Origin of the sequence: Kitasatospora sp. NPDC057518, from assembly GCF_042802075.1 — a bacterium.
Classification (GTDB): Bacteria; Actinomycetota; Actinomycetes; order Streptomycetales; family Streptomycetaceae; genus Kitasatospora.
The window spans coordinates 1-6,203 of the sequence record NZ_JBHVEU010000501.1 but is presented as its reverse complement, the minus strand read 5'-3'; the positions used below and the strand labels follow the sequence as shown (position 1 = coordinate 6,203).

The 6,203-nt window shown below is 73.0% G+C and carries 2 protein-coding genes; one reads left to right on the top strand and one right to left on the bottom strand.

Annotation, left to right across the window (positions count from 1 at the left end; genetic code table 11):
- Positions 1–34: 34 nt before the first annotated feature.
- Positions 35–4,144, bottom strand: coding sequence for a hypothetical protein (locus ACFU7Z_RS34385; protein WP_380781885.1), 4,110 nt, complete (start codon positions 4,142–4,144; stop codon positions 35–37).
- An 831-nt stretch (positions 4,145–4,975) separates the two neighbouring features.
- Between ACFU7Z_RS34385 and ACFU7Z_RS34380 the strand changes: the two genes are divergently transcribed.
- Positions 4,976–6,022 (top strand): sensor histidine kinase, encoded by a 1,047-nt coding sequence (locus ACFU7Z_RS34380; protein ID WP_380781883.1) that lies wholly within the window; start codon positions 4,976–4,978, stop codon positions 6,020–6,022.
- Positions 6,023–6,203 lie beyond the last annotated feature (181 nt).

The window sequence follows — 6,203 nt, the reverse complement described above, 5'->3', positions numbered from 1 at the left end:
GGGGCGGGCGCCGTGGCCTGCGGGACGGCCGTCGTCAGCGGCGGCGCCTTCTCACCGACAGGACCAGGGAGGTTCCGGCGAGCAGGATCAGTGCCGCGTACCCGAGCACGGACACGGTGGCCGTGCCGGACTGCGCGAGTTCGGGGTGGTGCGGCCCGGGGTGGTGCGGCCGGGGGTGGTGCGGGCCGGGCTTCGGCGGAGTCGGCGGTGCGGGCGGGACGGCGCCGGTCGGCTCCACGGCCACCTGGGCGGTCGACTCGGGCGAGGTGACGGTCGCACCGCCGGGCGCGTGGCCGGAGGCGGTCGCGGTGTTCTCGATCAGGTTCTCCCGCAGGTCGTCCTCGGTGACGGTGTAGGTAGCGGTGCAGGTCACCTGCCCGCCGGGGAGCAGTCGGGCGGTGTCGGCCGGCGGGCAGTCGGGTGTCAGCGGGGTGCCGTGGCCGTCGAACGCGGTTTCGGTCACGGTCACGTCGGTGAGGGCGACGTTGCCGGTGTTGGTGGTGGTGAAGGTGTAGTGGACGGTGTCGCCCGCCTGGTGGACGACGGCCGGGGAAGCGGTCTTCACCAGGGTCAGGGCCGGGGTGGCCCGGGCCGGGAAGACGGCGGTGGCGGCTTCGGCGCGCACGGTCCGGCCGCCGGGGTCGGTGGCGCTCGCGGTGGCGGTGTTGGTGATCCGGCCGGCGTCGACGTCGGCCGCGGTGACGGTGTAGGTGGCGGTGCAGGGGATGGCGACGCCCGGGGCGACGGAGCCGGCCTCGGGCGGGCAGGCGGCGGTGGGCGGGGTGCCGTGGCCGTCGAACGCGGTCTCCCGGACGTCGAGTCCGGTGAGGGTGACGTTGCCCGTGTTGGTGGCGAGGAACCGGTAGGTCACCGTGGCGCCTTCGGCCAGCGGCGTGTCGGCAGGGCCCGCGGTCTTGGTGAGGGTGAGCGCGGGAGCGGCTGGTGCGGTGACGGTGGCGCGGGCCTCGGCGGAGACGGGGCTGTCGAACCCGGCGGGCGCCCGGCCGGTAACGGTGGCGGCGTTGGTGATCCGGCCGGCGTCGATGTCGGCCTGGGTGGTGGTGTAGGCGGCGGTGCAGACCACGGAGCCGCCCGGTGCCAGGGTGAGCGCGGCGGCCGGGCAGTCGACCAGTGGCGCGCCGCCGGAGCCGGTGAACGCGGTCTCGTCGACGTGCACGTCGGTGAGGGGGACGCCACCGGTGTTGGTGACGGTGAAGGAGTAGGACACGGCGGTGCCGGCCCGGTCGACAGTGCCCGGGGTGACGCTCTTGGCGAGCGTGATGCCGGGCGCGGTGACGGTGCGCACGGTGGCGGTGGCCTCGTTGCTCACCGGGTCCGGTCCGGTGGCCGCGGTGGCCGTCGCGGTGGCGGTGTTGGTGATCGATCCGGCGGTCACGTCCTGCGCGGTGACGGTGTAGGTGGCCGTGCAGGTCGTGGTGGCGGCGGGGGCGAGGTCGGTGCTCCGGCAGATGGGGACGGGTTTGGTGCCGCTGCCCGTGAAGACGCTCTCGTCGACCGTCACGCCGGTGACCGGGACGGTGCCGGTGTTGGCGACCTCGTAGGTGTAGGTGACGGTGTCTCCGGTGGTCGCGGTGGCCCGGTCGACCTGCTTGCTGAGGCTCAGTTCGGCGTTGGTGCCCAGCGGGGTGGAGCTGACGACCCGCTGGTCGGCCTGCGGTCCGAGGCTGTCGATGACGGAGGGGTTGATCACCGTCGGGCCGGTGTAGTGCAGGCCGCCGGGCGGAGTCGGCGGCGGGTTCTCGGTGATGGTGCACCGCTGGCCGTCGTAGAAGGCGAGCGGCGCGGCGGTGGCGGTGGTCGCTCCGGCCGGGACGGTGACCGACCAGGTCTGCGGTTCCTGGGTACCGCAGGTGACCGTTCCGCTGAAGGTGAGCGGCGACGGCAGGCCGCCGGCGGGCAGGCCCGTGAGCTGCTTGACGACGGTGATGGTGGAGGCCGTGTTGAAGACCTGGAGCGAGACGGTGCTCTCGTTCGAGGCGGGGATGGCGTCGAGGAACGCGTCGGGGCCAGTGGAGGACCGGGCCGTCGCGGTGTTGGGGTAGGTGCCGGGGACCGGTCCGGCGGTGCCGGTGACGGTGATGGTGACGTAGTCCCCGCCGCCGCTGATCTGCGGGATCGTGGACGTCACGGTGCGGGTCGCCGGGTCGAACACCACCGGGCCGCACGCCGAGGCGGCGGAGCTCGCCACGCAGGTCGCCGAGCCGTACTCGAAGGCGGTGGCCGGGGGCAGCGGGTCGGAGAACTCCACCGACCTCGCCGTCTGCGGTGACGCGTTGGAGACCTTGATCGTGTAGGTGACGGCCTGCCCGGCCTGCACCGCGGCCGGCTCCACCGCCTTGTTGACGGCGATGTCCGCGCACGGAGCCGTCGCCGTGGTGGAGGCGGAGCTGTTGCCGGTGTTGACCAGCGGCGACGCGACGAAGAAGTCCGCGTTGTTGGCGACGATCGTCGCGGTGCTCGGGCAGGCCGCCAACGGGGTCGGGTCGGCCGGGTCCAGGGTCAGGACGACGGTCAGCCTGGCACCGGGCGGGAACGCGCCCACCGTGCCGGAGTAGACCGGCGCGTTGTAGGCGATCGTGGTGTCGGTGATGAACGACGGGCAGGACGCGCCTCCGGTGCCGTCGCAGGACACGATGTGCACGGCGTACGAGCGGAAGAGGGTCGTCGACGAACTGAGGTAGTCCCGGATCAAGGACCCGTCCGCCGGGTTCGGGCCCCTGTTCTCGTACGTGATCGTGTACGTGTTGGGCTTGCCCGGCAGGATCACCGTGTTCGCCTGCGTCTTGGTGACGGAGATGCTCGTCCGCGGACAGGGCTCGGGTGTCAGCCCGGTCGCGCTGGTCGTCGCCGTGTTGTTGCCGGTGTTGACCAGGGGGGAGACGGTGAACAGCTGTGCGGTGTTGCCGACGATGTCGGCCGTCGGATTGCTGCTGCACGTGGTGGGCGTACCCGACGGGTCGACCGTCATGACGATGGTCAGCTTGGCTCCGGGCGGGAACGCTCCCAACGCTCCGGAGTAGACCATCGTGTTGTTGCCGGCCGTGGTGTCCTGGACGAACGACGGGCAGCTCACCCCACCGGTGCCGTCACAGGACACGATGTGCACGGCGTAGGAGGTGAAGTACTGGTTCAACGAGGTCAGGTAGTCGCGGATGGTCGCGCCGTCCGCCGCGATCGGGCCGTTGTTCTGGTAGGTGACCGTGTACGTGTTGGGCATGCCCGGCAGGATCTGCGGGTTGCTCTGCGTCTTGGTGACGGAGATGTTCGTCTGCGGGCACTGGCCCGGGGTGAGGCCGGTCGCCGAGACGTACGCCTGGTTGGACAGGGTGTTGGTCACACCGTTCGGCGCGAAGATGTTGGCGGTGTTGCCGACGATGTCGGCGGTCTGTGACGAGGAGCACGCCGGCACCGGACCGGACGGGTCCACCGTCATCACCACCGTCAGCGTCGCGCCCGGCGGGAACGCACCGATCACGCCGGAGAAGATCATGGTGCTGTTGTTGGCCGTGGTGTCCGTGATGAACGACGGGCAGCTCGCACCGCCGGTGCCGTCGCAGGACACGATGTGCACGGCGTACGACGTGTACAGCGACTTCGACGCGCTCATGTAGTCGCGGATCGTCGAGCCGTCCGCCCAGCCCCTGCCCTCGTTGCCGAACGTCACCGTGTAGGTGTTCGGCTGGCCCGGCAGGATCGTGGTCGCCGACTGGGACTTGGTGACCCGCAGGCTCATCTGGTTGCTGATCGTCGTGCTGACCGAGCTGTCGTTGGAGCTCGGGTCCGAGTCCGTGGCCCCCGGCGGCGGGTCGATGTGGGAGGACGCCGTCACCGACGACGGCGAGGGGGCGCCGAAGCGGCCGGTCACGGTCAGCGTCAGCACCCCGAGGTGCGGCAGGCTCACCGCCGTGCCCGAGACCTGGCTGTCCGACACGGCCAGCGAGCCGGGGCAGGCGGCACCGGCGGCGGCCGAGCAGCTCGCCGCCACATGCGTCGCGGCGGCCGGCAGCGTCACGGTGAACGGCGCTCCGTCGGCCGCGGTCAGCGTGTTGTTGCTCATGGTCACCGTGTAGGTAAACTCCTGGCCCGCGTACCCGCTGGTCGGCCCGGCGATGTTGGTCGTCACGTCGACGACGTCCGCGGCGCGATCCGTCCGCGGTGCCACCGGCGCGGACGCGGGGGACACGGACGCGGACGGCACGGACGGAACCGCCTGCGGCACGGACGCCGGAGACGCGGACGCGGGAGACACGGCCGCGGGCGACGCGGACGACGCGGACGGAACCGTCGGCGGCACGGACGCGGGCAACGCGGCCGGGACCGTCTGCGGCGAAGCCTGCGCAACCGGCGCGGGCGACGCGGCCCGGGCAGCCGCGGGTGTCCGGTCGGCCGGGCCCGGATCGGCCGCGGCCACCGGCGGCGCGGCCAGCGCCACCAGTCCCCAGGTCAGCAGTGCGGCCACGAAGGGCGCGCACCGTCTCCGTCGAAATTCCGACCACGTCCGAACCATGGCGAACCAGCCCTCCGTCCCGGCCGATCGGACCGGGTGGCCCCTGGAACGTCGATCGGTCGATGAGTCACGACGGCCCCACGCTCACCCGCCGACGGGCACACGCCCGACAGGCAGACGCGGAAGGGCCGGGAAATCAGTCGCATGCCCTACCGGAGACGGGGAGCCGCCGCCCGGTAGGGCGCCACGTCTGGTCCGCGCCCACGGGGTTGCCCCGCTTCCCGGTGTCCGGCGGCCTTCGGCACCGGCGGGCGCGGTCGGCGCGGGTGCCGCCTCATACCTGAGAGCCAGGCCGAGGACGGCTCCGCAGCGGGAGGCCGGTCGGCCGGTCCGCTCCGTAGCCTGGTGACCGAATGCACCCCGGCCGAGGAAGGCACCGTGAGCGTCCGAACCGCTGAGCACCCCGGCCGCGGCCGTCCGGTGGACGAACCGGACAATACTGTCCGCATGGACAGGACTGGGCGGCGGCCGGTGCGCGCGGCGCTGCGCACCGTGCGGAAGGATCTGTTCACCCTGGCCCCGCAGCCCATGCCGCCCATGAGCGGGCCGGGACCGCTGAGGTGGCTGCCGCACGGTGCGGTCGTCATGGTGGCGGTCTTCGCGGCCGTCTCCGCCACCGAGGACATCCCGCTGCGGCCGCTCGGGATGCTCCACGCCGCGCTTCTCGTACCGGCGCTGCGCCGACCGCTGCCGGCCTGGTGGCTCTCGCTGGTGACGCTGCCGGTCTTCTCGCTGTACCCGCCATTCGCGCCCTACACGGGATGGGCGTGGGCCGTGCAGGCCGGACTGTCGTTCCTGGTCGCGCTGCGCAACCCGCCGCGGGTGACGGCCGAGACGGTGGGGCTGAGCACCGCGCTGCTGCTGGGTCTGCAGCTGGCGGGCGGGCGGATCGGGCCCTGGTACTTCACGGTGATCGTGCTGGTGCTGTTCGCCCTCGTCGCGGCCGCCGCGACCGGGGTGCGCCGGACGCGGGAGGTCCGCGTCCGGCTCGCGGAGCAGGAGCGGGCCCTCGCCCAGGAACGGGCGCACCGCACCGTCCTGGAGGAGCGCGCCCGTATCGCGCGCGAGTTGCACGACGTGGTCGCCCACCACATGTCCGTCATCTCCATCCAGGCCGAGGCCGCGCCGTACCGGGTCGCGGCCCCGCCCCGGGAACTCGTCGCGGCGCTGGCCGACATCCGCGCGGGCGCCCTGGAGGGACTGACCGAGCTGCGCCGCCTCCTCGGCGTGCTGCGGTCCGAGGACCACCCCGGCGGGCGTGCTCCCGAGGCTCCGCAGCCCACCCTGGAGCGGCTCGACGACCTGCTCGCCGGGGTGCGCGCGGCCGGGCTCGACGTGCGGGCGGTGGTCTCCGGGACACGCCGCCCGCTGCCCGAGGGCGTGGAGCTGTCGGCCTACCGCATCGTGCAGGAGGCGCTCAGCAACACGCTGCGCCACGGGACCGCGACCGCAGCGCCCGCCCCGAGACCGTCACCGCCCTCGGCGACGCGCTGAGGAAGCAGGGCGTCGACGTCGAGGTGGAGGAACTGCCCTTCGCCGACCACGCCTTCGACGACGTGTACGGCAGTCTCACCTCCCAGACGAGCCGCCGGATCCTGCTCGACTTCCTCCTCGCCGACCCGCGCTGACCGCGTTGACCGCGTTGGCCCCGGGGCTCCCCGCCGGAGAGCAGTCC

What these genes read in the sequence shown, in the direction of transcription:
- ACFU7Z_RS34380 (WP_380781883.1), top strand. Translation starts at nt 4,976, where the DNA reads ATGGACAGGACTGGGCGGCGGCCGGTGCGCGCGGCGCTGCGCACCGTG.